Source organism: Pseudothermotoga sp. U03pept (assembly GCF_051235805.1).
GTDB lineage: Bacteria > Thermotogota > Thermotogae > Thermotogales > DSM-5069 > Pseudothermotoga_B.
The window spans coordinates 223957-250675 of sequence record NZ_JBPNXV010000001.1; the positions used below are offsets into that span (position 1 = coordinate 223957).

At 42.2% G+C, this 26719-nt stretch carries 25 protein-coding genes and 1 tRNA gene; 8 read left to right on the plus strand and 18 right to left on the minus strand.

The window, feature by feature from the left end; genetic code table 11:
* The first annotated feature begins 10 nt into the window (after positions 1-10).
* The gene (locus ACSFC1_RS01115) at positions 11-625 is read left to right on the plus strand and encodes a hypothetical protein (protein WP_435564295.1); all 615 of its coding nucleotides are present in this window, start codon (positions 11-13) and stop codon (positions 623-625) included.
* Positions 622-3147 (plus strand): AAA family ATPase, encoded by a 2526-nt coding sequence (locus ACSFC1_RS01120; RefSeq protein ID WP_435564296.1) that lies wholly within the window; start codon positions 622-624, stop codon positions 3145-3147. The genes ACSFC1_RS01115 and ACSFC1_RS01120 overlap by 4 nt, the downstream gene beginning before the upstream one ends.
* Here ACSFC1_RS01120 and ACSFC1_RS01125 read toward each other — a convergent pair.
* The 5 genes from ACSFC1_RS01125 to ACSFC1_RS01145 are packed head-to-tail and all read right to left on the minus strand — an operon-like array spanning position 3134 to position 8025.
* Entirely contained in the window at positions 3134-4747 is a 1614-nt protein-coding gene (locus ACSFC1_RS01125; RefSeq protein WP_435564297.1) for a sensor domain-containing diguanylate cyclase, read from the minus strand. The genes ACSFC1_RS01120 and ACSFC1_RS01125 overlap by 14 nt on opposite strands.
* 5 nt (positions 4748-4752) lie before the next feature.
* Entirely contained in the window at positions 4753-5826 is a 1074-nt protein-coding gene (locus ACSFC1_RS01130) for a Gfo/Idh/MocA family protein (protein WP_435565957.1), read from the minus strand.
* Positions 5826-6905, minus strand: coding sequence for a non-hydrolyzing UDP-N-acetylglucosamine 2-epimerase (gene wecB / locus ACSFC1_RS01135; protein ID WP_435564298.1), 1080 nt, complete (start codon positions 6903-6905; stop codon positions 5826-5828). The genes ACSFC1_RS01130 and wecB overlap by 1 nt, the downstream gene beginning before the upstream one ends.
* Positions 6902-7390, minus strand: a complete 489-nt coding sequence (locus ACSFC1_RS01140) for a fumarate hydratase C-terminal domain-containing protein (protein ID WP_435564299.1) — start codon at positions 7388-7390, stop codon at positions 6902-6904. Before ACSFC1_RS01140 ends, wecB begins: the two co-directional genes overlap by 4 nt.
* A 14-nt stretch (positions 7391-7404) precedes the next feature.
* The gene (locus ACSFC1_RS01145; protein ID WP_435564300.1) at positions 7405-8025 is read right to left on the minus strand and encodes a site-2 protease family protein; all 621 of its coding nucleotides are present in this window, start codon (positions 8023-8025) and stop codon (positions 7405-7407) included.
* Positions 8026-8220: 195 nt separating this feature from the next.
* On the opposite strand from ACSFC1_RS01145, the gene ACSFC1_RS01150 reads away from it, so the two are divergent.
* Together ACSFC1_RS01150 and ACSFC1_RS01155 are read left to right on the plus strand one after the other, a co-directional pair.
* On the plus strand, positions 8221-8931 hold the full coding sequence (locus ACSFC1_RS01150) for an ABC transporter ATP-binding protein (protein WP_435564301.1): 711 nt from the start codon (positions 8221-8223) through the stop codon (positions 8929-8931).
* On the plus strand, positions 8913-10169 hold the full coding sequence (locus tag ACSFC1_RS01155; RefSeq protein ID WP_435564302.1) for an ABC transporter permease: 1257 nt from the start codon (positions 8913-8915) through the stop codon (positions 10167-10169). The genes ACSFC1_RS01150 and ACSFC1_RS01155 overlap by 19 nt, the downstream gene beginning before the upstream one ends.
* 581 nt (positions 10170-10750) lie before the next feature.
* On the opposite strand, the gene ACSFC1_RS01160 is transcribed toward ACSFC1_RS01155, so the two are convergent.
* Entirely contained in the window at positions 10751-11239 is a 489-nt protein-coding gene (locus tag ACSFC1_RS01160) for a flavodoxin family protein (RefSeq protein WP_435564303.1), read from the minus strand.
* Between the two features lie 194 nt (positions 11240-11433).
* Here ACSFC1_RS01160 and ACSFC1_RS01165 point away from each other — a divergent pair, with 194 nt between their 5' ends.
* From ACSFC1_RS01165 to ACSFC1_RS01180, 4 genes are all read left to right on the plus strand, one after another.
* Positions 11434-11826: a GIY-YIG nuclease family protein gene (locus ACSFC1_RS01165; RefSeq protein WP_435564304.1), complete on the plus strand. Its 393-nt coding sequence runs from the start codon at positions 11434-11436 to the stop codon at positions 11824-11826.
* A gap of 4 nt (positions 11827-11830) precedes the next feature.
* Positions 11831-13201: a deoxyribodipyrimidine photo-lyase gene (locus ACSFC1_RS01170; RefSeq protein ID WP_435564305.1), complete on the plus strand. Its 1371-nt coding sequence runs from the start codon at positions 11831-11833 to the stop codon at positions 13199-13201.
* 38 nt (positions 13202-13239) lie between these two features.
* Positions 13240-14100, plus strand: a complete 861-nt coding sequence (locus ACSFC1_RS01175; protein ID WP_435564306.1) for a bifunctional methionine sulfoxide reductase B/A protein — start codon at positions 13240-13242, stop codon at positions 14098-14100.
* Between the two features lie 84 nt (positions 14101-14184).
* Positions 14185-14496, plus strand: a complete 312-nt coding sequence (locus ACSFC1_RS01180) for a cupin domain-containing protein (protein WP_435565958.1) — start codon at positions 14185-14187, stop codon at positions 14494-14496.
* A gap of 288 nt (positions 14497-14784) precedes the next feature.
* On the opposite strand, the gene ACSFC1_RS01185 is transcribed toward ACSFC1_RS01180, so the two are convergent.
* The 12 genes from ACSFC1_RS01185 to ACSFC1_RS01240 all read right to left on the minus strand — a co-directional run bounded on the left by ACSFC1_RS01185 (position 14785) and on the right by ACSFC1_RS01240 (position 26531).
* Entirely contained in the window at positions 14785-15858 is a 1074-nt protein-coding gene (locus ACSFC1_RS01185) for a hypothetical protein (protein ID WP_435564307.1), read from the minus strand.
* A complete protein-coding gene (locus tag ACSFC1_RS01190; RefSeq protein ID WP_435564308.1) occupies positions 15842-16684 on the minus strand; it encodes a DNA-methyltransferase in 843 nt (280 codons plus the stop codon). The genes ACSFC1_RS01185 and ACSFC1_RS01190 overlap by 17 nt, the downstream gene beginning before the upstream one ends.
* Before the next feature lie 638 nt (positions 16685-17322).
* Positions 17323-17398: transfer RNA gene (locus ACSFC1_RS01195), tRNA-Asn, on the minus strand.
* 117 nt (positions 17399-17515) lie between these two features.
* Positions 17516-17881, minus strand: a complete 366-nt coding sequence (locus ACSFC1_RS01200) for a YkvA family protein (protein ID WP_435564309.1) — start codon at positions 17879-17881, stop codon at positions 17516-17518.
* A 169-nt stretch (positions 17882-18050) separates the two neighbouring features.
* Positions 18051-18587 carry a FadR/GntR family transcriptional regulator gene (locus ACSFC1_RS01205; RefSeq protein WP_435564310.1) on the minus strand — a complete coding sequence of 179 codons (537 nt, stop codon included), beginning with the start codon at positions 18585-18587 and terminating at the stop codon, positions 18051-18053.
* On the minus strand, positions 18577-19248 hold the full coding sequence (locus ACSFC1_RS01210; RefSeq protein WP_435564311.1) for a redox-sensing transcriptional repressor Rex: 672 nt from the start codon (positions 19246-19248) through the stop codon (positions 18577-18579). The genes ACSFC1_RS01205 and ACSFC1_RS01210 overlap by 11 nt, the downstream gene beginning before the upstream one ends.
* Complete coding sequence (locus ACSFC1_RS01215; RefSeq protein ID WP_435564312.1) at positions 19218-21191, minus strand: [Fe-Fe] hydrogenase large subunit C-terminal domain-containing protein; 1974 nt, start codon at positions 21189-21191, stop codon at positions 19218-19220. Before ACSFC1_RS01215 ends, ACSFC1_RS01210 begins: the two co-directional genes overlap by 31 nt.
* 12 nt (positions 21192-21203) lie before the next feature.
* Positions 21204-23084 (minus strand): NADH-ubiquinone oxidoreductase-F iron-sulfur binding region domain-containing protein, encoded by a 1881-nt coding sequence (locus ACSFC1_RS01220; protein WP_435564313.1) that lies wholly within the window; start codon positions 23082-23084, stop codon positions 21204-21206.
* Positions 23065-23556 carry an NADH-quinone oxidoreductase subunit NuoE gene (gene nuoE, locus ACSFC1_RS01225; RefSeq protein ID WP_435564314.1) on the minus strand — a complete coding sequence of 164 codons (492 nt, stop codon included), beginning with the start codon at positions 23554-23556 and terminating at the stop codon, positions 23065-23067. The genes ACSFC1_RS01220 and nuoE overlap by 20 nt, the downstream gene beginning before the upstream one ends.
* Before the next feature lie 12 nt (positions 23557-23568).
* Entirely contained in the window at positions 23569-24708 is a 1140-nt protein-coding gene (locus ACSFC1_RS01230; protein WP_435564315.1) for a SpoIIE family protein phosphatase, read from the minus strand.
* 1 nt (position 24709) lies between these two features.
* Positions 24710-26311: a [Fe-Fe] hydrogenase large subunit C-terminal domain-containing protein gene (locus ACSFC1_RS01235; RefSeq protein WP_435564316.1), complete on the minus strand. Its 1602-nt coding sequence runs from the start codon at positions 26309-26311 to the stop codon at positions 24710-24712.
* Entirely contained in the window at positions 26289-26531 is a 243-nt protein-coding gene (locus ACSFC1_RS01240) for an NAD(P)H-dependent oxidoreductase subunit E (protein ID WP_435564317.1), read from the minus strand. Before ACSFC1_RS01240 ends, ACSFC1_RS01235 begins: the two co-directional genes overlap by 23 nt.
* Between the last annotated feature and the right edge of the window lie 188 nt (positions 26532-26719).

Consider the following 26719-nt stretch of genomic DNA (forward strand, 5'->3'; position numbering starts at 1 on the left):
CGGTGAGATCGTGCAGAAAATCTTTCTCATATCGCTGAAATTGTATGATTCAAAGGATGCTCAGTTTCCACTGGTATTCGAGCAGGTGACGAGTCTGAAGAAGGAGATGTTCTTGGAATTTCTTCGATTTGAAGCAGATGAACATGTAGCAGTTGACCTCTTTGGTGATCTCGCATTACCTGAGCAGATCCTTGAGATCCTTTCCCTTGTCCCAAGAAAAATGAAGATTTGTCAAAGCGATGGTTTGCTGAACAATCTGAAGTTACCCAGGACAATAGAACTCACCGACGAAAAGCCACAGACAGATTTTTCTTCAAATCCGTTAGAAAACAAAAAGCCTGCCTTCCTGCTTCTAAAAGATGGTGAAAGTCATGTTGTTGAAAGCTCTGTGAAAGGTTTGGTCCCGAAGGTACTCGAGGAGCCGACTAATCTTCCAGATGGAGTTGTTGGATATATTCCAACTTTTGTGACATCTTCTCAATCAGAGCTCGCTAAGCTCTTCGGCAACAAAGTCGCTTTTGTGTGTAGAGACCCGAAGGATGTCATTGAAAGAAGGTTTGCCGGCAGAGTGGATCAACATACGCTGTGTACTTTGATAAAGCTCTTAGATTTCTGTGAGGGGTGAGTTTTCTGAAAGTAAAAGAACTGAAGATATTGGGCTTTGGAAAATTTCACAATTGTCAGGTGCATTTCACAGATGGTGTGAATATAGTCGTTGGTCCGAATGAATCCGGGAAGACCACGCTGTACAAATTCATAATCTCAAATCTCGCAGGACTTGACGAAGACGAGCTGTCTCGATACAAACCATGGGATTTTGATGAGTTTGGTGGGTCGCTGGTTGTAGAGAGAATCAGAGAGGAAGAATTGTTCATTGGGCAACCTCTTTTGGACAGAAAGTATCTCGAGTCACTTTCACTTCTTTCAGACGAAGAAGATCTCATGGAGTTGTTCAAAGCCGATGAAACCGTGATTGCGAGACTGAAAAGGAAGATGGCTCAGCTTGAGGAAGCCGAAAGGATCTCTATTCTTCTCAAAAGACAACCTGATTTCGAGGCGAAATTACTGGTAAGTGAAAGGATTCTCGATGAAGAGATCGATCAGTTACAGAGGCAGATAGAAAGATTCAAAGAAGAAAGAAATAGACTCTTTGCTCTGCTGGGTAATAAATATGCTGTTGAAAAGCAAATTGAAACACTCCTGAGTCAAAAGCAACAAGCGACAGAGAGGCTGAAGAATGTAGAAAGGCAGATAGATGAAGAACTTGTCAGGATTGCCAACCAACTCAACGGAGAAATAAGGGAATTGCAGCAGCAACTTGAGACCGAGAAGCAGTTACCAATCGTTGGCACAAAAGAATATACCGAAATCGTTCAGCTTTATGAGAAGATCCAAAGCGCTGAAAAGAATGCTAAAGATACTGAGGGCAAGATAGATGAACTGATGAAAAGGCAGAGTGATACAGGAAAAGAGATCGAAGAGATAGAAAAAGAACTCGGTTGGCAGGAAGATATCGACAAAATGAGACTCAGGGTAAAGAACTTTGAACTCAGTTACAGGGTCTTGGAGGGTAAATTGGAACAAATCCAAAGGCATGAGAGGAGCTATCAAGCGGGCTGGGATGTTTTCAAACGCGAAGATGATAAGATTCTTCGCTCTCTCGAGAAAGAGATACCGACATCCTTGGAACTGGAGACGAGACAGACGAACAACAAACTCCAGTTCATAGAATCTGAGATTTCAAGACAGACGAAACGCGCAAGCAGTCTGCGCATCTTCACCGTACTTGTGTTGATCTTCGCCGTAGCTTCGGTCGCTTTGGGTTTCTTCCTCGATCCTATGTGGTTTTATGTTTCTGCTGCTGCTGGTTTGGCTTCTATTGTTTTATTCGTGACTGTGAAATCAACTGCAAGGAGTTTACAAGAAAACGAAGAGCAAAAAGTGAAATTGCAGCTTGAACTTCGCGCGATTGAAAAGAAGAAGCATTCAGCTATTCAGCGCCTCTTGAGTGCTTTTGGCGTGAACAGCATAGAGGAACTGAGACAATCTTACGAACAGTATCGAGATTGGTTAAGGCGCGATCAGGAACTGGAAGAGTTCAAAAAGAAGCTCTCATCAGAAGTAAAAGTTTTAATCGATGAATTGAGCAGATTTGGTGCAAAAGAGATAAGCGATGTACCCAGCGTGATCTTGAGATTGAGCACGTTGCTCGAAACTCTTGAGAGGAAGAAATTGGAATACCTCTTAATTCAGCAATCTGTCCAGCAAACCAAGAATCAGCTTCAGAGAATCAAAGAGGATCTGTCAGACTTGTTTGGTTTACTTTACTCAAAGCTGAGATCTTTGGGAATAAAAGATATGGAAGAACTCCTGTCAGCCTTTGAGCGAAGTTCTAAGATAGAGAAGATTGACAAAAGGATAGAAGAACTCTTGAAAATACTCGAATTGGTACAGCGCAGAGAGCTGGTTCTCCTTGGTCTGAACTATAAGGAACTCGCCAAGTTGATCGATCAGAAAAGGGATTTGGAAGGTTCTTTAGAACGGCTTTCTCAAGAACACGTAAAGACAACAGAGTCATTGAAACAGATAGAAGAACAGATTTCGTCGATCAATTTGCCAGCGGATATATCTTCACAGCTACACGAACTTTCACTCAAGAAACTGGAGAGAGAGGCGTACTCAAAACTGAGAGATCAAATGACACATGTGAGAGATTTTCTGGAAGACGAACTGAATCGTTTGACCGGCACCTATGTTGAAAGGTTTTCAAGATCGCTGAAAGACCTTTTCGCCGAGTTCACTAATCTGTCGCAGAACATGTACGTTGAGCCAGATCTTTCAGTCAGATTCTTCGTCAGGAATCAGCTTACGAGTACCGCTGAGTCTCTGAGTAGAGCCACTCTTGATCAGTTGCTTTTCTGCTACAAAGTTGCACTTTACAACACATTAGAGCCAGAAGAGTCGCTGCCCTTGATAATAGACAACTTTCTCATCAGATTCGACGAGATGCGTTTGCAAAAGGCGGTTGAAATACTCAAAGAACAATCTAAGAAAAGACAGATCATAATCTTCACCAGTGATCAGAGACTTGTGAAGATCTTTGGAGTAGAACCAACTTTGGTGCTCGCTGATCTCAAAACACCATGAGCCTGTCTTTACCAGACTTTTTGGCTATTTCGAGTGCTTTCAATGCCTGCTTCAGTATGCTGTCGTAGTCTGTGCCGTGGTCTGGAAAGACCCCTATACCTGCGCTGCATGTGACATTCACGACGTCTTGTATTTTTCTTATCTCGTCGAGTATTCTGTCGGTGATTTCAATTGCCTTTGATTTTGAAACATTTCTCAGCAAGAGTGCGAATTCCTCTCCGCCATAGCGTGCGGCGAGATCTGATTTTCGAGTTCTTGCCTTGAGTGCATCAGCGATTTTCTCTATAATCCTGTCACCGGTTTCGTGTCCATACTGACTGTTTATCTTCGAGAGGTTATCGATATCAAGTATGACAACAGCAAAAGGTTCTCCTTTTTGACACTGATTTTCTAATTCACCAAGGAAGGCTGAGTGGGTCAAAAGTAGCGTGTGCTGGTCATAAGGTTGTCTTATGACAATACTCTGATAGATTTCGGAACGTTCGAGCAACTTGTAGATTTGGTTCGCAATCAGTTCAATGATCTGGATGTCCTCGAGCGTGGGCCTCTTACCGTGAACAGGGGCGTCCACTGATATGTATCCGACTAAATCTTGACTTGGGCTGTATATGGGTACTATGAGCATATCGTTGGGTTTCCAGGCATCAGGTTCTTCAAAGGCAGATTTTGCATCTAAGAAGGTCGCAGTGTACTCTGCAGGTAGCTCCAAGGCGCCATCTGGAACAAAGAAAGAGTTGCTCACCCTAAAGCGTTCTTGCATAAACTTGTATATGTACTCGACCGGTGGCGGGTTAGATCTGAGCCTTTCGAACTCCTGCTGACTTATACCATAATGCGCTATTCTGACCACTTTACCACTCTCTTTATTGAGTAGGTTTATCAAGACATACCTGTAACCGCTGATCTCACTTATTGTTTCTGCTGTTTCTGAAAGACTTTGTTGAATCGTACTTTTTTGTGAGACAGAGCTCGTCAACTCTGTCAAAAGGGCTAACTTTTTCCTGAACTGTTCAAATCTTTTATGTTGAGACTCGCAGGTTCTCAGTCTTTTTTCGATTGAAAGACCCTTCAAGTACAGAAGCTGTCCAAGGGGGTACAGAGATAATGTCAAAGCAGATGGATATTTCAGAGTTGCGAGAAGGGCTGTTATCAATCCGAAAAAGCCTGCAAAGATCAGCTGGTCAAATTTCAATTTCAAAGGTTCTTTTGAAAGGTAGCCAATGGGAATTTGGAGGAATAAAGTGAGTAGTGCAAAGGAAATAAACCTCAGGTATGAATCTGTAAAGACAGATGTTATGAACAGAGAATATCCGATGGTTATAAAACAAAACAGTGCTTGAGATAGTCTTCTTTTTACACCGATCTTCCCGATTCTCGCCAAGACTCCAAAGGCAATTACAAAAGCAGTTAGTGAGTGTTGAGAATACAGCGCGTGTGGCAACGCGACGAGAAGAAGGCTTATGAGATCAACTCTGTCTACGAGAAGAGATGCGACTAAAAGTGAGTACAGTAAAAAGACTATGTCCAAAGGAGTTGGCTGCACAGGTTTGAACAGAAGATTCAGCACAGTGGCTAATGATACCAACAGTACCCAATGCATCTTTCTCAAGGTGACCACCTTTTCATATCTTCTGTCGAAAACTCCATGGGCAGTTCAATCCATCGCCTCTCGAGGGCAGATTTGTAGATCGCCAAGATGATCTCAACAGCGTTTTTTCCTTCTTCTCCAGTTATATATGGATCACGATCAGCGATCAGAGCCTCACAGAAATCTCTGTAGAGTGGTACATGCCCCCTGCCGTAGACTGTTTCCGGATCTGGTAGATTCATGTAAGGATGAGTTTCTTCATTTGCAAATCTCCACACTTCGATGCGGTTAACTGCCAATCCTCCGATCTTCACAGTCCCTTTTTCCCCAAAAATACTGAGAACTTCTTCCAAATTTCTGTTGTATATATTCGAGGTGCCCTCAACAACTCCAATCGCTCCAGATTCGAACTCCACTATACCAATGCCGAGATCTTCCGATTCTATGTAAGGGTGATTCATGTTCTTTATGAGACCAAGTACTCTCTTTGGCTTGCCACCAAGCATCCACTGGAGCAGATCTATTCCATGGATACTCTGGTTCATCAAAACACCGCCATCCTGCTGCCAGGTGCCACGCCAAGAAGCCTGTTCGTAGTAATCTCTGTTTCTGTTCCACCTCACACTCACCGTTCCGTAAAAGATTCTGCCGAAGTTGTTGTTTTCGATCTTCTTTCTCAGTTCCTGAACAGGAGGATTGAATCTGTTTTGGAAACAAACACCGAGTTTCAGCTCTTTTTCTCTGGCGAGCTCTATCATCTGCCGCATATGAACTGTGCTCAAAGCCATCGGCTTTTCAACAAGAACATGTTTTCCACTGCTGAGAGCATCTATCGCTATTTGATAGTGTGTACCACTCGGTGTTGAAATCGCTACAAAATCGATATCGTCCATCTGGAGTATTTCTTTGTAGTCTACATAGACTTGTGGTCTGTACCCAAGAGTTCTTTCGACCTTTTCAGCCGTAGCTTCTGCCTTTTGGACAAACAGATCGCAGACTGCTTGCAGTGTTACGAGATTGTGGTTTTCAACAACTGCCTCGATGTGTTTCGGAGAGATTCGTCCACAGCCTATCAAAGCCATCTTCAACATCAAATGCCTTCACCCCTTGTGATCTTATATATTCTCTCGGATGTTTTTCCATCACCAAAGGGATTTTCAGAAATACACAATCTATTTTGGCTTGCTTCGATCAGTGCTTTGTAGATCGATTCTTGAGAAGTTCCAGAAAGCAAACCAAAACCAGCTTCGATCAACTCTGGTCTTTCCGTTGTCTGCCTTGCAACGACGACGAATTTCCCAAAAGACGGTGCTTCTTCTTGTACGCCACCTGAATCTGTAACGACAAATCGAGCTCCATCCAAGAGCGATAAGAACTGCAGATAGTCTACCGGCTCGATCAGAATGAACCTGGGGTTGTTGCCAACCTCTTGGTTTACAATCTCACGAACTCTCGGGTTTTTGTGAACAGGAAAGACAACTCTTAGGTCAACTTCGTCGATAAATTGTGCAATACCCCTCAGAACAGATCTCATTTTTTCGCCGATGTTTTCTCTTCTGTGAAGAGTCAAAAGAATGTAGTCATCTAAAGCGACGAGTCTTTCCCTGTAAGAGTTCATATCAATCTTGCTCTTAACATACTCGAGTGCATCTACAACGGAGTTACCAACAACAAAGATTCTTTTCTCTTCAATCCCTTCTTTCAGGAGATTCTCCTTAGCTCTCTTGGTCGGAGTGAACAAATACTTGCTGGCAACGTCGATCAATCTTCTGTTCAGTTCTTCGGGAAATGGGTCGTACAGATCGCCACTTCGCAACCCAGCTTCTATGTGAGCAACAGGTATGGACAGATGAAATCCACACAGAGCTGCGGTGAAGGCAGTTGTGGTATCTCCTTGAACGAAGATAATATCGGGGCTTTCCTTTAACAGTACAGGCTCCAATCTTTCCATAACGCGCGCAACAATTGAGTTCAAGGATTGATTGTGTGTCATGACATTCAGATCGTAATCTGGTTCCATGTCAAAAACTTGTAGCATCATGTCCATCATTTCTCTGTGCTGTGCTGTAGCGACTGCGATTGCATTCTCCCCTTGGTTCTTGAAATACAGGTATACTGGTGCAACCTTTATGACTTCTGGTCTTGTACCAAAGATAAAGCAGGGTTTCATTGTTCGACCTCCACTTTCTTTGTATTTCCTCTCGAATCAATGGCAACACGCATCAACAAATCTTCAACTTCTATTTCGAAGACAGCTTCGCTCTTCAGGTCAGCATATGCCAATATCTTCGAGAATTTTATCGTGATATCTGAGACGGGAACAAACATGACTCTGGCATACCTTCGGAAATTGAAGTTGTTGATCTTGGCACTTTTCGAGAGCACTGCCACGGCACCAAAGAGAAAGGACTTCTCAAGGCAATCTTCAAACTCTGCGGGTTCCAGGAGCTGAACTGAGTTGTTTTGCAAGCGACCAAAGCAGATTATTTCACCACTCATGTAATCTGGTATCAGTCCTTCTGCTTTTTCATAGACGAGAGCTCTTTCAAATGCAGGTTTGCTCAGTAAGATTATCCTTCCGGTGTATTTGACGAGATCTGATGCTTTGAGTCTTCTTGCAACATTTAAGGAGAGTGGGTATCTTATCACCAGCATTCGCGCAACTCCCTTCAGCCAGTCACGAGTAGTGTGAGTTTGTCGATGAAATTCACAAAAGGACTCATCACCAAAGGTATGATCCAAAGGACAAGCAGAGCGAGTAGAAAGAGCACACCGTATACTTCGTACTTGAGATACCACTCGGTGTAGTGCTCTGGAAGGAGCGCACCGAGAATCCTTGAACCATCCAGCGGTGGAATAGGAAAGAGCGAAAAAAGAGCATAGGTGAGACTGAATTTAGCGGCTTTGAAGAGCGTTTCAAAGATATAGCTGTGTTTATTCTCGATGCTGCGCGCCAAGATTCCGTACACCAAGAAACAGAGAACACCGACTATCGGTCCTAAGAGCGAAACAAAAAGAAGGGTCTTTCTCCTTCCTTTGAGATTCCACGGTCTCACAGGAACGGGTCGCGACCAGCCGAAGTTCAGAAATATGAATGCTACAGTACCTATTGGATCAAGATGGACAAAAGGATTCAGTGAGACACGACCTACTTTGGCAGGTGTTTGATCACCAAAAAAGAGTGCCATGCGAGCCTTGAAATACTCTCGCGGAACAACAGCGAGAGTTACAGCAATGAAGCCTGTTATGATGATCTCCAAAAGATTTCCAAGATAATAGGTTAACCTCAAACTGTACACCTCGAGCAAATTCTATCACACTCAGAATTTGTTTTCGCATCTTCATGGACTTTGAAATGGAACTTACCGGCAAAGTTTTCGAGACTTGCGAATGATATCTTCACATTTGTTGATAGAAAACGCACACTTGTAAGTGATATATTTTTCAGGAGGAGGTAGCTTGATGGGGTAGTTGAAGTCAAAGATTTGAGAAAAAGCTACGGAAGTTTTCAGGCACTGAAGCAGATTGATCTTGAGATTGAGCAAGGAGAGATCTATGGACTCATAGGACCCAACGGGGCAGGCAAGACCACTACTCTCAGGATTCTATGTACTTTGCTAAAACCTGACTCTGGATCTGTGAAGATCTTTGGATATGATCTTACAAGCCAAGCAGACGAAATTCGCAAGTTGATAAGCTATCTACCAGAAGATGCAGGTGCATATAAAGAACTAACAGGTATAGACTACTTGAAATTCATCGCAAGGTTTTTCGCAAAGGATGAAAAGCATTTCCATCAGATGGTTGAAAAGGGAGTTCAAATATCAGGATTGTCTGATCGTTTGAAGACAAAGGTGAGTACTTACAGCAAAGGTATGACAAGAAGACTCTTAATAGCCAGGGCTTTGATGATCGACCCGAAATTGGCTGTACTCGATGAACCCACCTCTGGTTTGGATGTGTTAAATGCGCGTGAAGTGAGAAATACTATAAAGGAGTTCACCAAAAATGGTGGCACTGTTTTACTATCGTCGCACAATATGCTCGAAGTCGAATTTCTGTGTGACAGAATTTCCTTGATAAACAGCGGGAGAATAGTCAAAACTGGGGCGCCTCAAGATTTGAAAAAAGAGTTCAACGCATCGAATATCGAAGAGGTGTTCACAGAGGTGATAAGATGTTCTGGAACTTGCTGAAAAAAGAACTGAAGGAAGTTTTGACTGTTTCCAGTGTTGTCACAGTGGTGGTAATCTCTTTTGTCTACGCCTTTATTGGTAAATCTGTAGGAAATATCGAAAAAGAGGTACTAAAGAAGCCATCGGTAGCCATTGTCAATCTCGATGAGGGCGACTTTGGAAAAGCAGTCGAGCAGGGTGTTGTGAATTTCGCAAATGTTTTCTACAACGGTAACGATCTTCAAAAGGGTCTCGAAGAGCTGAAAAGGCAAAATGGAACTGCGTTGCTTGTGATAGAAAAGGATTTTACCAAACAACTTCAATCTGGTGAGAAAGCCAGAATAAAGGTTTTCTGGCTGTTAAAGGGCCTCGGTATAGCAGACACAATTTCGTCGAGTGTTTTTGAAGGTTTTTACAGAACCTTTGAAGATCAGATCAAAAAAGCCATCATGGTACAGCACGGCATTCAAAATCCACAGTTTGTACTCTCTCCGATTGAAAAAACAGACACGACTGTCTTTGGGCAGATGACACTTGAAGATATGTCGCCACCGCAACTTCTGAATCTGACAAATTCTCAGACCACAATGACATCGGTAGTAATAATGATGCTTATAATAATGGCAGGCAACACTGTGATCTCTTCGATGGGTTTGGAGAAGGAAAACAAAACCTTAGAGACGCTCATGACTTTGCCTGTGAAGAGGAGCTATATTGTCTTTTCTAAGATCCTTGCAGCAACGATTGCCGGTTCGGTGATGGCAGGTATATACATGATAGGCTTTAACTTTTACATGAAGTCATTCACTTTTTCTTCAACAGCGTCTCTTGGACTTCGTCTTGATCTGTCAGACTACTTGCTTGTAGGAGTTTCATTGTTTTCTGCTTTGCTCTGTGGTATCGGTATGGCGATGCTACTGGGAGTCATCTCGAAAGACTTCAAAAGCGCACAGGTTATGACCTTCCCCATCACAGCACTTGCAATTTTCAGTATGATTGTAACTATGTTCAAGGACTTTGCCACTCTCTCACTGCCACTGAGAGTTGTGATCTTTGCAATACCGTTCACTCACCCAATGCTTTCGATGAGAAATCTTCTTTTTGGAAACAATATGCTCGTCGTCTGTGGCTGTTTTTACAACATCGTGCTGGCAGTTTTTCTCATAACTTTAATAACAAGAATCTTCAACAGCGATCGACTCATCGTTGGTGTTTCTTTCAAAAACTCAAGGAAAAAGGAAAACACAAAAGTTCAATAGCCAAAGTTGCATGCAAAAAGGCGGCTCATCAAGAGCCGCCGTGTTTTGTCGAGAAGACCAAGCTTCCTTGAGGGGTACGATGAAAGGCAGAAACGCTTTGAAGATCTGCGATGCAGTTTATTGCTGTCACGAGTGGTGAACAAACATGAGTAAAGGTGTCAGAAAGATTCTACGGAAAAGAAGAGATTGAATCTTTTGAAGAGTACAAAATTCTTCAGCTGGTGTTAGTTGTAGTCAGAGTCAATCTTTTTAACTAAAACGACTTTCTTTACTTGTTTTGGTGTATCGAGAAAAGCTAAAGAAAGCGTTGAAGAGAGATATCAATAAGGTGTACCCTTTCTGACGAAGTAGACCTACCCCAATGTACAGATGGTACTTTTCACCAAGATCTTGGTTGGCGCCATAATATAATATACGAATGTGAAACACTTCACAATTGCACAAAACGATGTGCTCATCAATACTTTAGAGGATAACAGCAGAGAATGCATTCAGAAAGCCTGTTAGAGAATTTAGTTTAGACTAAGACGCTGTGTTCAAGAGTTCATCTGTGTTGACTACCTTTGCAAACAACCACAGAACTATTCAAGACATCCTATTTCCTTGAGCCATTGCTTGATTTTCTGAGATAATTTCTCTCTTTCTTCCTCAACTGGGTTCACAAAGTGAATAGGTTTTAGCAAGGTGTTTCCGCTGAGAGCTTTGCTGATTTGCTTTGTACACCGAGAGATGCTCCCGCCGCGATTGGTTATGAACAGAGCTACCTTCTTACCAACGATTGTGTGTTTGCTCAGCAAAGTGTTGATAGGAGGTGTACAGTTTCCAGCCCAGACTGGTGTTCCTATAAGAATCAAATCGTATTTGTTGAGATCTGGAAGCTTTGTCTTCAGTTCTGGTTTCTCTCTGAAAACAGCTGCCTTTCCACACCAAAAGTACTTCTTGAAACCTTTTCTTGGATATTCTTTCACGGTCTGTAGCTCAACAAGATCTGCGTTCACTTGCTTGGCTATAAGCTCTGCCACCAATCTTGTGTGCCCTTCCAGTGAAAAATAGATGATCAACGATCTCACGCAAAAACCTCCTTAGATTCTCAGGCTTTCATTAAAGATTGACTCTTTTTTAAAATCGAAGACGACAGCATTCAGCAAAGTACTGGTAATATTATATTGTCAAAAGATGGTCTTTCCAAGATGAGTCTCATTCACTTGATCAGGATGATCCACAGAGATCTGCAAACCGAATCTATCTTGGGCGAGGTGGTTTTTTGAAAGGTGCTTACCTTTTACTGATCGAAGTCTTTGAACCTTCAACAGTGAGAGTTTCCAAAAACGAATGGTCTTTCAAGCCTGGTCTGTACGCTTACGTCGGTTCGGCGATGAACAGTCTTGAAGAAAGAGTTTCGCGGCATCTTTCACCAGAAAAGAAAAGACACTGGCACATCGATTATTTGCTCGAAAAAGCCAAGATCAACTTTGTTGTCATGATAAGATCTGATAAAAAGATCGAAGAAGAAATATCTAAAGTACTTGCAAAACACTTTCCAAGTATCAGAAAATTCGGTGCCTCTGACTTGAAGGTTGAGTCCAATCTCTTTTACATAGACAGCGTCAGCAAGTTATTTCAGGTAGTTGGTTCAATGATTAATCTGAGTGGGTGAATAAATGCAGAACTTTGTTGATCCAAGACGCGTTCGCATCTTGAAAGAGAAAAATTTAAAGAGAACAGGTCCAGTTCTTTACTGGATGCAGAGAGACCAGAGAGCTCAAGATAACTGGGCATTGTTCTATGCACAAGAGCTTGCTGTTGAGAACAAAGTTTCCTTAATAGTGGTTTTCAATCTGGTTTCATCCTTTCTCGGCGCTACCTTGAGACAGTACGATTTCATGCTGCGCGGTTTGTTCGAGACAAAACAAGCGCTGGCTCAGTTCAATATACCACTTGTTTTCACCTTTGGAGAACCGAGTGAATCTGTACTCGAAGTTGTGAGAGATTTAAAGATATCATCTGTTGTGACAGATTTTAATCCACTACGTCTTGTGAGATCTTGGAAAAAGAAGCTTGTGGATCTTTTGAGCATTCCAGTTTACGAAGTGGACTCTCACAACATCGTTCCTGCATTCTTTGTCTCTCAGAAACAAGAGTACGGTGCTTACACGCTGAGACCAAAGCTCATGAAATTCTTGAATCAGTTTATGACACAGTTTCCAAAGTTGAAAAAGATGCCTTCTGAAAATCTGTCTTTTGAGCAGATCAACAAATTCAAAGATTTCGATGACATTCTGAGGATTTTGAAGGTGGATGGCTCGGTTCTGCCGACAGAAAGCTTTGAGCCTGGTTCTACCGGCGGTTTTAAAGCCCTGCAACAGTTCCTTGAGCACAAGCTCAGATCTTACGATAGATTTCGAAATGACCCAACCATCGATGGTACATCAAATCTGTCACCATATCTTCACTTTGGGCAGATAGCTCCACAACGTGTGGCACTGGAAGTAGGAAAGCTTTCTGGTCTTTACACAGATGCTGTTTCGAGCTTTTTGGAAGAGCTCATAGTTCGTCGTGAACTGGCAGACAATTTCTGCCTTTACAACGAAGAGTACGATTCAATGAAGGCTTTCCCAAGGTGGGCAAGAGAAACACTCGAGAAACACCTTGATGACAAAAGAACTCATATCTATGAGCTTTGTGATCTGGAAAACGCCCAAACTCACGATGAGCTATGGAATGCGGCTCAACTGCAGATGGTGAAGACTGGAAAGATGCACGGTTATATGAGAATGTACTGGGCTAAGAAAATCTTGGAATGGACTGAAACACCTCAAAGAGCACTTGAATATTCAATCTATCTGAACGACAAGTACGAACTCGATGGAAGAGATCCAAATGGTTATGCGGGTATCGCCTGGGCAATCGGAGGAGTACACGATAGACCATGGATTGAGAGAGATGTCTTTGGGAAGATTAGATATATGAGTTACGAAGGCTGTAAGAAGAAATTCGATGTGAAGGAATATGTATCAAAGTACAGCAAATGAGTGGTCAAACAGAATAAAGTGGCTTGGAGGTGAATGATGTGAAAAAGAAGATCATCAATCAGGATCTGAATGATTTTGAGAAGTTCGTGCTTTTTCTAAAAGGAACTGAACCACCCTTCACAGGGGAATACGAAAATCATTTTGAAAAGGGGATCTACGTTTGCAAGAATTGTGGAATTCCTCTTTATAAATCAGAAGACAAGTTCCACTCTGGTTGTGGATGGCCAGCCTTTGACGATGAGATTCCAGCAGCCGTTTTTCGTCAGCCTGACAAGGATGGCAAGCGAACAGAGATACTCTGTGCCTACTGTGGAGCACACCTTGGTCATGTCTTTTTTGGAGAGGGTTTCACACCAAAGAATCTCAGGCACTGTGTTAACTCAGTCTCGCTGAAGTTTATCCCAGATGGACAGAGACCAAAGATAGATCGCATATTCTTTGCTGGCGGTTGTTTTTGGGGTGTGGAGCACCTTTTTAAAGAATTCAAAGGTGTTTTCGATACGCGTGTTGGTTACATGGGTGGACATGTCAAAAATCCAACGTACGAACAAGTCTGCACCGGGCTAACAGGACATTACGAAACTGTGGAAGTGATCTTTGAGCCGAGCAAAGTTGATGAAATCACTCTTGTCAAGTACTTCTTTGAGATACACGATTTTTCCCAAGAGAACGGTCAGGGACCTGATATAGGAGAACAGTACAAAAGTGTGATATTCTACACCAACGATCTTCAAAGATCTGTTGCTGAGCAGATAATTGCACAGCTCAAGAAAAAGTACAAAGTTGCAACTACCATTAAGAAGGCTTCAACTTTCTGGCTGGCAGAAGAGTATCACCAAGATTACTACGAAAAAACAAAAAAGACGCCGTACTGCCACTTCAGAAGGAAGGTCTTTTGAGAATTCGGGCAACCAAGGTAATTGTAAAAAACGATCATCTCTTGCAGGTAATTCACGATTGTTCAATTAGGAGGGATAGTGAGTATGCTGGGAGAAAAGATGAGTTTATCTCACCTGGTCGAGTATCAAAAAGGCGCTGTAGTGAGCAAAACTCTGATCGACAAGAGTTCAGGAACAGTCACTCTCTTTGCATTCGACGAAGGACAAGGCTTGAGTGAGCATACAGCACCGTACGATGCTATGGTTTTGGTGATCGAAGGTCTGGCAGAGGTGAAGATAGAAGAAAGACTCTTCAAGGTGGAAGCTGGAGAGACGATAATCATGCCAGCGAACAAGCCTCACGCTCTGAGAGCACCGACCAGATTCAAGATGCTCCTTGTGATGATAAAATCATGACCTCGGTGTTTCAGATTCAATCACCTGTTCACAAAGGTTGATCTAAAGCTTTTCTCAAGTACCAACAATTATCTTTAGATTGAAATGAAAACTAAGAGAATAGTTGCAATGAAAGTCTGTTCATGTGTAAGGCGTCTGTGTGCATCATAGAGAACCTGTGTGAAAGCTTTATCTCTTGGGACAAAGGATTCCAAACACACCGCAACACAGTTTTGCAATAAGACGTTCTCTTAATTGCAATTGTCTATCCCTGTTCACGTCTGCAGTATCTTCGGAAAGTCAAGTTCGTTATAAAGTCAGCTGCTCCAAATCCTCATTATTTATGAAGACTTGAAAATTATTCTTTTCTGCTTCTTCTTTGAGAAGCCTTAGGGCATCAATGTGAGATTTTTTCAGCGAGTCTGGCGAAAACTTCAAATCAGAGGTGAGTTTCAAAACAGCTACTGGATAGTAACAAGCATTGTCTATTTTCACTTCGCGCAGGTTTGTGTACAAGATCATTTTTACCAATCCGTCCTTTATGTCATCCAATGATGGAAGAATCTTCTGTTTGCTGTGCTTTCCCTCTATTAGATAAACAGTTTTTCCTTCGATCCCGACTTCGTCACAAGTGAAAAAGTAACGCCCCCCAAGGTAATTCGTGATCGTTAAAGCAGCCTTAACACCTGACAGCTTTTCCTTTGGCTGGACCGTTATTACTTCTCTATCTTGTGCCTTCTTCGCTAGGTCTCTTGAAAGATCCTTGAAGCTTTCTTTTCCTTTACTAAGTTCATCAACTCTTTGAACTACAGATTCCTCTGAGTGCATTTTGACTTTGAGTTCTTCTGAGATCTTTTTGTAGGCAGCCAAAGCTTTTTGAGCAATCACGCTCACTTTATCAATTTGTGAAAGATTCCAGTGCAAAGCATCTGAATGATAACTCAAAAGGCAGTTTATCTCCTCTTTAACATAGTCTATGTCGAATCTCTGATTCGTTATCTTGTTTTCGTACCTTGAACTCTTTTGTGCACGATTGTAATAAGCGATAATCGTATACACACCGAGTAAACTCATCAGAGACACCGTGTCCCACTGCAAGAAATCTCTGTCTCCGTCAATACCTTCGTCTTTCATGAATGGAATAACAGTTACTTTCCTGCCGGAAAATCTTAGAGTATCGTACACCCTTGCATAGGGATATGATCTTGTTCTTTTCGGAGAACGCCACCAGCTCAATGTTATTTGTTGATTGTGCCCCATCTTAATGACAGATGATCCACTCTCAGATAAGGCTTTTTCCAAATCTGAAAGGTCGTATTCTTTCAACTCGCGACACAAAAACGGAGTGTATTTTATACCAATGACGTTAGCTGATAGTTCCATTTTCGCCATCCTCTCTCATTATTACTTCGAAGGTGTCCTCACTGAAATTCAGTTGTCCTTCAAAGCCAAGTTTCTTTCTAATAATAGGAACGAGAGATTTCTTTATCTCTATGCCAATACTGTTTCTGCCTAATTTTCTTGCAACCTTCATTGTTGTTCCACTGCCAACAAAGGGATCAAGTACAGTTTCACCAACATATGAGAACAACTTTATGATCCTGTAGGGTAGTTCTTCTGGAAAGGCGGCGATCTCTTTTTCCAGTTGTGAACCAGGCAGTACATTCGTCATCTCCCAGAGTGTCATATACCATTTGTTTTCTGAGAACTCCTTTATATCTACTTTTGATGATTCTCTTACCTCTTTTGGGATAGAGTGGTAATTGAACTTACCTTTTTGAAAAATAAGAATGCTTTCCAACAGATTGTCTGGATAAAAATACATCGGATAGGGATTTTGCAAAAGAACTCCGCTTCTCCTACTGATTCTCAAATAACCATCAGGTTTTTTCCAGATGATGCGGTCTCTGTATCTAAAGCCTGCATTTTGAAATATCTTCGTCGCGTCAGCGACTATAGGGAACTTTTCGCCGTTCACAAGCATATCATCAATATTTAAGACAGCTACTCTGCCGTCTTTCAGCACTCTGAATACCTCTTTTGCCACTTTTTCTAAAAGATCTAAGTACTGGTCATAATTCTCATAAAGTCCTTTATAGTCAAATGGGGCGTTGAAATACGGCGGAGAGGTGACCATTAGATGCACGCTTTCGTCTGGAATCTCTGCCATATTCATGCAATTGCCGATTATTAACTTGTGGTGCGTCATTATCTTTACCTCCCGCAAAGACATAACAGTTTACAAAAAGCGTTAGATTCTCTCGAAGGACAAGCAATTTTAACTGACAATCTTACTTCCAAGATGCACAGCTTGATTGTTTGTTCACTAACCCCAATCAAAACTGCTTGGGACTTCTTTCAGATTCTGCGATTTCTGACGTCCTACTGTCTCTGCTCGGCGAGGTTCTATTTCTACATAAAATCGTTCGGTTCTAAGACTGTGTGAACTCTCCTTCTATATCACTATGTAGATCAATCAGTTAAGATCAGCAGATACAACCCATGATAGTATAGCGCGAAAATTACTTCAAATCTCCAACCATCTGCTTCTTGTTTTTGTTGTTAAAGATAGCCGCAACTCACGAAAGGACGGTTGAAGTTTCGGGAAGGTTGCGAGGATCTTTGAACAGCCTGATGGAAATATTGCTCAACTTCTGATGGGTTTAAACAGTCCGAAAATGTAACAGAAGAGAGAAGTCGGTTCTCCGCGATAAAGACCTTGCCCAAAATCGCGAAGAGTCTTTCAGAAGAAAACACAGCAAGTTATAAATAGTAAGTACTTCTTTGATCGATGAATCAACAAAATAGCCCTGCGAAAGCATAAAAAAGCAGGGCTACTCTTTAATATGGCTCCGGCGGAGGGACTCGAACCCCCAACCTAGTGGTTAACAGCCACCCGCTCTACCGGTTGAGCTACGCCGGAACGTTTTTCTATCAGTGATTTTATCAAACCTATGAGACTTTTCAAGTGTCCATAGCATTAATGTATTATTAAGTTGAAACTCGCTAAGAAGCGTAGAGATTCAAAAGCCGCAGTTACTCACAGCAATTTCATGATAAACTTGATCAGCCAGATTGCCACCAAAGACCAAAAGAATGTGATGAAAAGAGTTATAATTCCAAAGCTCTTCTTAAGATTAATCTGCTCTGCTTTCAATCTGTAGTGCTCTAAAACATCTTTTGGCATCGACTTGATCGCCAGAGCTATTAACGCCGGCACGATTATCAGATCATCGAGCTGTCCGATGATCGGTATGAAATCTGGTATCAAGTCTATGGGACTTAGAACATATCCAATGGCAACTGAGATCAGAATCTTAGATTTTTTCGGAACACGTTTGTCTTTTCTTGCCAAATAAAGTGCTGCAATCGTTCTGTTCAGATCTTTAACCTTAATAAGCTTCACACTCCAAAGAGATTGCTCGATGATCTGCACAGTATCGGTTATACATTTCGACTAAAAGTGAGATATTTCATAACTTTCTGCTGCATATTGCAAGGTCTCAGGGCTCTTTAATGATAGGTGGAAGGAGAAAGCCGTATCCTGTCTGCTTTGTTTGCCACTATAGTGCTCTTTAAGGAATTGTGTGCTGTTGTTGACAGTTGATGACATGTGTTTTCATGTAATCTGTTAAGTGGTCTAAAAAAGAATAGATGATCGAATTACCGCATGCTTGTGAGAAGATGTGGTGGAAGCGCACATCGCTTTCCACCACCTGTAAAAGATCGTCTTTGTAGAAGTGTGTCTCCATACTTTGGATCATGTATTCCATGTCCTGTGTCATGTTGAGCGTAAAGTTCTTCAAAAACATTTTGGCTATCATCGATTCGAGTGTTTCACGTGCATCGATGATTTCATCTAAATCGTATTCCATAGAGCCATTTTGACCGTTGTAGAGATCGTTAGGGACCCTCAGAAGGTAGTTTCCACTACCTTGACGACTTTCTATGACGCCGATTGCCTTTAGATAACTTATCGCTTCACGTATGATGATCCTGGAAACGCCGAAAGTCTCTGAGAGAGCTCTCTCTGTCGGAAGCCTGTCTCCAATTTTAAGGTTCTGCGAGATGATCAAATTCCTTATCTGCTCTATGGTTTTCCTACTCTTCACGACGTTCACCATTCCGATAGGCTTTTTGTTTTCTGAGTTCCAGAAAGTGTTTAACGGTCAAGAGACTCTGTGTGATGTCTTCGTCAACGACAAAGACGTCGTCTGGAACATTTAGTCTAGTTGGTGCAAAGTTCCAAATGCCTTTTATACCACACGAAATCAATTGATCCGCGACTTGTTGAGCAGATTCTTTTGGCACACAGATGATTCCTATTTCAACCTTGAAGCGTCTTACAACTCGACGAAGATTGTCCATAGGAAGTACTGCCAAGTCTTTGATATAGGTACCGATCTTCTGAGGATCTTTGTCAAAAACTGCGACGATTTCTATGCCATAGTTTTCAAACCCAGGGTAGTTCACGAGGGCTTTTCCCAGGTGACCTGCACCTACTAAGATGACTTTTGTCGTGTTTTTGACACCAAAGAGTTCGTCGAGTTCTTGACGCAGTGTCTCGACGTGGTAACCAACCTTGGGTTTACCCATTGTCTTGAGAAATGTCAAATCTTTTCGTACTTGTTCGGCGTTGAGCCCAAGATTCTGTGCGATTTCTTCTGAAGAGATATGCTTTTGGTCTGTCTCGATCAGCAGTCTATGATACAGTTTGAGCCTTTCCAATGTTGGTTTCGGTATCAAGATTGGCTCTTTGTCTTCTTGCGACACTCTCTCAACACCTCTTTGACTTTCTCGAAGGTCGCCTCACTAACAAGTTTATCATCAACCATGATATTTGGTGACTTTCCACAGTTCTCGAAGCAGAAAGTACCGGTTATCTCCACTTCATCAGAAAGATCGTCCTCTTTTACAAATTCAACAAGTCTTGACAGTAGTTTATAAGAACCTTTCATGTAACATGAGGTACCAAGGCAGACCTTTACCGTTGTTTTGTCTTCCTTAGGCAGTGGGAGTATCTCTATATCTTCTGAAGCTATTCGTTTTCTTGATCTGTAACTTGTGTGAATCATGTGGTGGCGCAGATGTTCGTCTTTAAGTTCTTCTTGATAGAGTTTCTGCAGGTAGAAATTCTCATTAGGTGAGAGAATGGTTTTTGTTCCCAGTGTTTCCTTGAGTATCTTTGCACGAGTCTGTCTGACCTTTGTGTCATTTGGATATGGTTGACCTCCCCCGCCTATACAACCATACTTACAAGCCATCACTTCGACCACATCAACTTCAAGAACTTTTTCTGTAATCTTTGCCATCAGATCTCTTGCGTTCGCCAGACCAAAAACGGTAAGTCCTCTGAAGAAATTGCCATCCTTTAACTTGACTTCAACCATCCTCATGCCATTTTCGAGATCAAAAAAGCGCTCTTCATCAATGCCCACTTCTTCTCTCAAGACTTCGAGGACCGTTCCCAGTACACCACCTGTTTTTCCAAAGTTCAGACCACCTTGTGAGGAGATGCCAAAGGGTCTATCAAAAGGTTCTGGAGTTATCTGTTTTATATCCATTCCACTTGCTTTGATCATCTGTGAAAGCTCTCTCGTTGTTAGAACCAAATCAACTGTTCCGAGGTGTTCTTCTCTTTCAGCCTCGAATTTCTTTGCTGTACAGGGCATAAATGATACCAGAAAGATCTCATCTGGTCTGAGCCCGAGTTTTTGAGCGAAGATTCTCTTGATGACCGTTCCAAGGGCTTGTTGTGGAGATTTTACAGTTGAGAGATTTTCGACGTAATCTGGGTAGAACTGTTCGACATACTTCACCCAAGCTGGACAACATGATGTGAACTGCGGAAGTCTTTCTTTGCTCTTGATTCTCTCGTAGAATTCATGGGCTTCCTCAAAGGCTACAAGATCGGCGCCGAATGCCACGTCGAAAACCTTTGCAAATCCTGACATCTTCAAGAACCCAACGAGCCTTTCTGCCATTGCGGTGTCTGGGGTTACTGATAGTTCTTCTTGGATCGCCACTCTAACAGCTGGAGCGATCATACCGATGACTGTTTTTTTCTCTGAAAGTGCCTTGTAGAGTTTCTCAAGATCATTTCTGAAACTAAGTGCTGCCGTTGGACAGTGGGCTACACATTGTCCACAGTAGACACACTCGGTCTTGGACAGTTCACTTTCGAAGGCAGGTAAAACTTGAGTTGAAAATCCTCGATTGGCAAAGTCTATGACACCAATTCCTTGGACTTCTTCACAGACCCTTACACAATCACCGCAGAGTATACACTTTGAGTTGTCTCTGATTATGGGCGATGATCTATCTGTCTTTGTGTTTTTACTCAGGTTGGAAAATCTCACATTTCTTATACCGAATTCCTCTGCGTATTTTTGGAGTTTACAACTGCCGTTCCTGTCACAGGTTGTGCAATCTCTGTTGTGCGATGCGAGAATCAGTTCCAGTATGCCTCTTCTCATTTCATATATCTGTGGGGTATTAGTTCTTATGCTCATACCCTCACGAGGTTTGGTCGTACAAGAAGTGACTATGTCTTTACCATCTATTTCAACAAGGCACATTCTACATGCTCCATAGACGGAGGTTTCTGACAGATAACACAAATTCGGAATCTCAATGCCGGCTTCTTTCAATGCCTCGAGAAGGTTTTTGGAATCGTCTCTCAATTGTACCTCTCTGCCGTTGACATAGACTTTCATTTATTTCACCTCCTAAGCGATTTCTATGGCTTTGAATTTGCATTTCTCAACACATAATCCGCATTTGACGCATTTGTTTTGATCTATCTTGTATGGTTTTCCCCTTTCACCTGTTATTGCTCCTTGTGGACAAGATCTCGCACACAATCCACAGCCTTTGCAGAGTGTCTCGTTGATCGTGTACTTTCTGAAGGAAGTACAAGTACCACTTGGACAACTGCCATTCAAGTGAGCCATGTACTCATCTTTGAAGAGTTTCAAAGTGCTGAGTATTGGGTTTGGAGCAGTCTTACCAAGCCCACAGAGAGATGTTGTTTTTATCAGCTTTGCAAGAAATTCAAGGTTGTCAAGGTCTTCTTTCGTTGCCTTTCCTTGTGTGAATTTCTCTAAGATGCTGTAAGCTTGCATAGTTCCTTCCCTGCAAGGTATACACTTTCCACATGATTCTCTTTTTGTGAAATCGAGGAAGAATCTTGCAACTTCAACCATGCATGTTTTCTTGGTTATGACCACGATTCCTCCAGAACCTACCATCGCATCTGCAGACTTGAGTGTGTCGTAATCGATCGGCATGTCCAAAAATTCCTTCGACAGACATGCACCAGATGGACCGCCTATCTGTACGGCTTTGAATTCTTCACCATTGGTGAGACCTCCACATATGTCGTAGATGATCTTTCTAAGTGTCGTGCCAAATTCCACTTCTATGATTCCTGTGATCTTGACAGGACCAGTAACTGAGAACATTTTCGTTCCTGGGGAGTTCGAAACACCAAGTTTTCTGTATTTGTCCACACCATCTCTTATGATTCTCGGAATATTTGCATATGTCTCGACGTTGTTTATCAAAGTGGGATATCCCCAAAGACCTGACTGTGCTGGGAAGGGGGGCCTGGGTCTCGGCATGCCGCGTTTACCTTCGATGGAAGCCAGCAGGGCGGTTTCTTCACCACAGACAAAGGCACCAGCACCTTCTTTTATTTCAACGTCGAAGGAAAAACCAGTGCTGAGAATATTGTCACCAAGAAGTCCGAGCTTTCTTGCGTCTTCTATTGCTTTTTGGAACATCTGTATGGCAATTGGATACTCTGCTCGAATATAAGCGTATGCCTTCTGGGCACCTATTGTGTAACCAGCGATGATCATGCCTTCGAGGACCAAATGCGGATCTCTTTCAAGCAGAGTTCTGTTCATGAATGCTCCTGGGTCGCCTTCATCTCCGTTACAAACTACGAACTTTCTCTCTCCTTTGCTGTTTTTGGCGGCTTCCCATTTGAGTCCGGTGGGGAAACCTCCACCGCCTCGCCCTCTTAAACCAGATGCCTTTACTGTTTCGACGACCTGATCTGGTGTCATCTGCGAGAGAACTTTAATCAGAGACAGATAGCCACCTCTTGCCATGTAATCTTCTATGGAATCGCATTCAGATCTTCCTATGTCCTCCATGATGTAGAACTGCTGATTCTTGTAAAGTGTTGTTTCTTCCAGAGTTTTTACACGCTCATTTGTCTTGGGATCAATCAAAAGGAGTTCCTCGACAGGCTGCCCTTGCTTGATTGTTTTATCGATGATCTTTCTTACGTCATTCACAGTGACATGTGAATAGAAATACCCATATGGGAGAATATTGACTAAAGGACCATTTGAGCATCTTCCACAACAACCAGTTTTCTTCAATATGCCTTCATCTTCTTCGATTTTAGACAGCTTCACGGAATCTATCAGATTCTCTTCTTTGAGAATTCTTTCGAATTCCTGGTAAACCTTTAAAGCACCCTTGGCTGTGCAGCCAGTACCAACACATATGTATATCGATAGATTCGATAGCTTTTTCTCTCTCTTTTTTCTCTGCTCTTCGATGAATTGATAAGCTTCACTGATGGTTTTGAGCATTTTCTTCACCCTCTTCTTTGAGTTTTCTGATGATCTCTTTTACTCTTTCTGGAGTGAGATTTCCATAGACTTCGCCGTTTATCACCATTGCCGGAGCAAGTGCGCAAGCACCGAGACATCCAACTTGATCGACACTGAATTTGAGATCCTTCGTAACCTCACCGGGTTTTATGTTCAGCTCCTCTTCAAGTGCCTTCAGCAGAGAGGTTGATCCTTCCATGTGGCAAGCAGTTCCATCACACAGCAAAATGGTGTATTCTCCCTTTGGTTTTAGAGAAAACTGTGCGTAGAAAGTCCCCACACCAAAGATCTTCGCGGGAGGGATCTTCAGGGCAACAGCTATGTAGTTGATCACATCTTGTGGTAGATATCTGTAGAGCTTTTGTACATCCAATAAGATCTTGATGAGATTTTCCTTCTTGTATTGATGCTTTTGTAGTATTTGTTCGACTCTTTCAAAGTTTCTCTCCATACATTCACCTCCTCAGCAGTATTCGAGTTTTACGATCTTTCCCTTTTGTTGTAGGATTTGAGCGATGTCTTGAACCAAACGAAATTTCAAAGATATGTCATGGCTGAAAAGTGGGTTTTGATGGGCAGGGTTTATCGCTCTCCCGACGAAGAAGTTTATCTGATCTGCTTCAAGTAGCATGTCGACAAGGATACTCGCACCATATCCCAGATTCTGTTGCTGTCCGTTCAAGTATCTGAAAGCGTGTGTCAAGGTTACTATTCCCTCTGTTATCAGGTCGATTCCTTCCATCTTTCCAACAGGTGGTAGGTCTTCAGAGAAAGAACGAAGATCTAAGTCAATTTTCTTTTTGAGAACTCTTTCAAAGATCTGGGCTGTTGTGCCTCCGCAAATGACTTTCTTGCCTTGTTGTTCCATAAAGGTTTTCACCAAAAACTCATCCTTTGTCTTGTCTTCCGGTGGTCCAACGAAGAGGTTCAAAGTTTGTAGTGTTTTGAATCGAACTACAGCGGCAAGAGCATCATCGCCTCTTGTTCCGTTGTCAAGTCTTTGAGCAAGTCGAACAAGATGCCTGACAACGCTCGAAGGTTTTATCTTCTTTTCGAGCAATGTTGATATTTCCCTTGTTATGTTCTTGATACCAAATCCGAGTGGAAAAGTACTTGTGCCCATACCGGCTTGTGAGATTCCGTCTGTCATGATGAAGAGGCTGTCACCTTCTTGAGGCGTGATCTTTGCGATCGAGATTTCTTTATCATGAACGGTGGTGGTTGTTTTTTTAAGTTCAAGTATCTTCCCTTCTCTGAAGTAGAGAACGACTGGGAATTCGTATTCCACAATCGAACACGCATTTTGATTAGCGTTGAAGATGACCGAACAAAGATTGGCATAACTAATACCTCTGACTTTACACACTGGCAGAGTAGCCAAGATTGAGGAAAAAACTTCGTCGATAGGAAGATCGTTGAAGAGCATTGTTGTTGCCATCGAGGTGGTCAGTGTAGAGAGTATACTCGCCTTTACCCCGCTACCAAGGCCATCTGAAACACTCAGCACCACTTTGTTTGAATCTCTCTTTATAGCCACTGAATCTCCACAGATTTCTTCACCGTTTTTGTTCTTCTTTGCGTAATCGATTTCGCAAGTGAGCATCTCATTCCTCCATGAACTTGCGTAGTTCCACAAAATGACTCTTGGTCTCTGCGATAGATTCACCCAGTAATCCTGCTATCTCTTGTGCAATCCTCATTTGTTTGGAGAGCATTTCTTCGATCTTGTTGAGTGTCTCGTGTTTGATTGCTTTTAGTTTGTCTTCTTGTTGTTTCTCCTTGGTCATGTCCACGAGCAGAAGAACTTCGCTGGCATCCTGTGGTAGTTTGAACGATTTTATGAAGAAGTAACCTTTCTCTGAGATCTCCAAAATTTGGTTCGCTTGGGTTGATATTTCTCTGAGCAAGTTCATTGTTTCTTCTGCCGAAAGACCTGTCAGAAAGTTTTGTGCCGCTTTGTTTTTGTAAAGGATTTTATCGTCTTTGTATATGATTATCGCGTTTGGAGATTCTTCGACGACTCTGTTAGTCGCGGCTTTGAGTTTGTCAACAAGGTAGGTGATGCACATTTCTCTTTCGGCTCTGTTCATGGCAACCGCTACTGCCTTATCTCTGCAGCTTTCATAACCACAGGCACCACAGTTGAGTTGTTTCTTGGGATCGTCCTTCCCGAGTGATCTCAAGATCTCTTGGATTTGAGCTTCGCTAACTGTGTGTGGAATATCTTTTTTCGAGAACTTTCTCGTCAAATCGATGGAAAAAACTGATTTATCAATCTTTTCCTCTATCGAGTTGAGTCTTTTGATATGCTCTATGATTCTTCGTCGCTTTTCTAAGAGACCTATGTCCTTCCTTATCGCTGGGCCGTTGATACAACCACCTTCACAGGCTGAAGCCTCTATGAATACGGTTGTTTCGAAGGTTTCAATGTGAGAAAAAATCCTTGCGATGTTTTCAACTCCTTCTACTACAAGATGGTCTACCCAGTTGCCTTGTACGGTGTAGTTTATGCCTCCGGAAGTTGGATACATTCTTGCTCTTTGAGGGTAGGGTGGTGTGGGTAATTCATCAGGCAAGTCTTTGATTCGCATATTTCTATCCTTCAGGAATTCATCGAATTCTTCAAAGGTCATAACGATATCGACTAAGGTCCTTTCGTTTTTCTTGGCTATGCACGGACCTAAAAAAACAACAGGAAAGTCACCATATCGTTCTTTCAGAAATTTGGCGTGAGCACCCATAGGCGAGACAAATGGTGCGAGATACTTTTGTGCTTGAGGATAGTATTTCTCAGCGAGATTTACAACAACCGGACATGCTGTGGTGATGAGGATCTTTTGAACTGAGAATTGTTCTGAATACTTTTGTGAAACGAGCTCTGCACCAAGCGATGTTTCTTGAACAACTATAGCTCCTAATCTTTTGAGCAGAGATATGACCTTGTAGGGGTCATCGTAATGGGCAAAGAAAGAAGGCGCAATCGATACCAAGAAAGGCTTTCTTAGAATTCTTTCGAAATCCTCTGTTGATCTTAGATAGGTCTTCGCTTTTTGAGGGCATATCTGAATGCACCGCGCGCACTCTATACATTCCTCTTCTATTACCCTTGTCTTGCCGTCACTAAAACTCAAGGATTTCACAGGACAGTTTCTCAAACATTTGTAACAGTACATGCAGCTTGCTTCATTTGAGAGGATCAGACCCATTTTTCGCCTCCACAAGAATTTGCTTTATATTCTCAGCATTCACGTTTTTGTAGAGCTTTCCATCTATCTCAACACAGACACCATCTGAGCAGTTCCCAAAGCATAGGGAGCCGTAGATTTGAATCTCCGGATGTGTGGATCTGAGTTCTTCAAGTCTCTGAACAACCTTGTAAGAACCTTTAAGATGACATGAACTTCCCATACACACTCTCACAACCATACGATCACCAATCGTGATATTTTTCTCGTTATATTTTTCACAATAATACTATCGCACATCGCCATCTTTGTCAATGAAGGCTTTTGTACAAAAAATAAATCGCTGTTAAGTAACCATTGCAAAGAAATGAAATCGATCCTGCGTGTTGAAAAACAAATCTTTGTAAGATAAACTCTTTCATGGTGGTT

Coding starts and splice junctions, on each gene's coding strand:
- ACSFC1_RS01155 (WP_435564302.1), top strand. CDS start 8,913: ATGTTCTGGAACTTGCTGAAAAAAGAACTGAAGGAAGTTTTGACTGTT.
- nuoE (WP_435564314.1), bottom strand. CDS start 23,556: ATGGAGAGAAACTTTGAAAGAGTCGAACAAATACTACAAAAGCATCAA.
- ACSFC1_RS01140 (WP_435564299.1), bottom strand. CDS start 7,390: ATGCTGGTGATAAGATACCCACTCTCCTTAAATGTTGCAAGAAGACTC.
- ACSFC1_RS01220 (WP_435564313.1), bottom strand. CDS start 23,084: ATGCTCAAAACCATCAGTGAAGCTTATCAATTCATCGAAGAGCAGAGA.
- ACSFC1_RS01185 (WP_435564307.1), bottom strand. CDS start 15,858: ATGGAACTATCAGCTAACGTCATTGGTATAAAATACACTCCGTTTTTG.
- ACSFC1_RS01190 (WP_435564308.1), bottom strand. CDS start 16,684: ATGACGCACCACAAGTTAATAATCGGCAATTGCATGAATATGGCAGAG.
- ACSFC1_RS01235 (WP_435564316.1), bottom strand. CDS start 26,311: ATGGGTCTGATCCTCTCAAATGAAGCAAGCTGCATGTACTGTTACAAA.
- ACSFC1_RS01180 (WP_435565958.1), top strand. CDS start 14,185: ATGCTGGGAGAAAAGATGAGTTTATCTCACCTGGTCGAGTATCAAAAA.
- ACSFC1_RS01240 (WP_435564317.1), bottom strand. CDS start 26,531: ATGGTTGTGAGAGTGTGTATGGGAAGTTCATGTCATCTTAAAGGTTCT.
- wecB (WP_435564298.1), bottom strand. CDS start 6,905: ATGAAACCCTGCTTTATCTTTGGTACAAGACCAGAAGTCATAAAGGTT.
- ACSFC1_RS01230 (WP_435564315.1), bottom strand. CDS start 24,708: ATGCTCACTTGCGAAATCGATTACGCAAAGAAGAACAAAAACGGTGAA.
- ACSFC1_RS01215 (WP_435564312.1), bottom strand. CDS start 21,191: ATGAAAGTCTATGTCAACGGCAGAGAGGTACAATTGAGAGACGATTCC.
- ACSFC1_RS01130 (WP_435565957.1), bottom strand. CDS start 5,826: ATGTTGAAGATGGCTTTGATAGGCTGTGGACGAATCTCTCCGAAACAC.
- ACSFC1_RS01125 (WP_435564297.1), bottom strand. CDS start 4,747: ATGCATTGGGTACTGTTGGTATCATTAGCCACTGTGCTGAATCTTCTG.
- ACSFC1_RS01170 (WP_435564305.1), top strand. CDS start 11,831: ATGCAGAACTTTGTTGATCCAAGACGCGTTCGCATCTTGAAAGAGAAA.